General features: G+C 53.3%; 2 protein-coding genes. Both read right to left on the bottom strand.

Translation table 11 applies throughout. From position 1 onward, the window contains the following. Window positions 1-101: 101 nt before the first annotated feature. On the bottom strand, window positions 102-731 hold the full coding sequence (locus V6D20_09905; GenBank protein ID HEY9816093.1) for a CHAT domain-containing protein: 630 nt from the start codon (window positions 729-731) through the stop codon (window positions 102-104). Further along, a partial coding sequence (locus tag V6D20_09900) for a hypothetical protein (protein HEY9816092.1) occupies window positions 709-1191 on the bottom strand: 483 nt, incomplete at its 5' end. The genes V6D20_09900 and V6D20_09905, both read right to left, overlap by 23 nt.

Raw genomic sequence — 1191 nt, 5'->3', positions numbered from 1 at the left:
GCTCAAAGGCAACCCATAACGCAGGCACCTTCAATCCTCATTTCTTTGATGATTTCGATTACTTTGCATGGATTTGAGCCTGGCTAGTTATCTGGGATATCTTACAACCCATTGCCAATCAAAATAAACGGTGCCCAATAGTAGGGATGGGCCAGGTCAGTGCTTTGGGCTAAGGGTTGTCCGGTACGAGTATCGATAATCTCAATGGTGGCGTTGCCGCGATCGCCCTCCAACACGGTTTCATCGCTGGTAATCAGGGCTTGCTGGGCCCGTTGCAGGGCTTCGGCTTTACTGTAGCCGTTATTGAGTGCCGCATAGAAGGCATCCATCAACACCTGGGTGCCGCCGTCGCTAACTTGCCACAGGGAGGCGATCGCCGCTTCTGCCCCGGCCAACTGCATCAGATAACCCAGACCCAACACTTCTGCCCCATTGCCCAACGGTACATCACCGACGGCTGTTTCACAGGCACTCAGCACCATCAGTTCCACGTCTGGAAAGTCCCAACTGCGAATATCCTGTAGGCTGGCACGACTACCATCGCCTCGTAGCTTCATATCGGCAATGTCAACTCGGCAGTCCGTTCCCCGCACATGGCTGCGGAGCATGGCAAACAGGTTGCCAGCGATCGTCACATGGGCATCCGTCGCCCCTGCCATCGCATAGACTTTACCGTTGACGTACTCATGCTTGATGGGGCTTTTGGCTTCAAGCGGGGGTAAATAATCCAATGGTGTTAATGGGTGGCAGATCGGTTTCTCCTGCTTCGGTAAGTTGAGCCAGCATGTCTTCAGTTGCCTTACCCAAGATATAATCTAGCGATACCGGATCACCGGGGTCAACATCGACGACCTCCAGACGATTGACGCTATCGGCAATCAGTGCGTCGTCCAACGCTGTCCGTGCGGATTCGGTTTCATCGCCAAGGGATGGATCAAGTCCCAGGATAAGTTTGGGATTCAACGGAATGCCAACCACTCGTTCCCACAGCAGTTGCCCGATCTGAAGCTGGGACGGATCGCCGTTCAAGACTCGCCCGGTGGCGGCTAATCCCGATCGCGTTTCTTGCTGGATCTGAAGTGGATCGCCGTCGGCTTGCAGCAGGATCTCATTATTGGCATCGAGAACGGTAAAAATAGTGTCGGTGGAACCAATATTTTGAGAGGAGATACCACCCAACCAAAATGAAAT

The sequence above is a fragment of the Candidatus Obscuribacterales bacterium genome, assembly GCA_036703605.1.
Lineage (GTDB): Bacteria > Cyanobacteriota > Cyanobacteriia > RECH01 > RECH01 > RECH01.
Note: the sequence above shows the minus strand (reverse complement) of the source record. Positions and strands in the feature narration are given on the sequence as shown.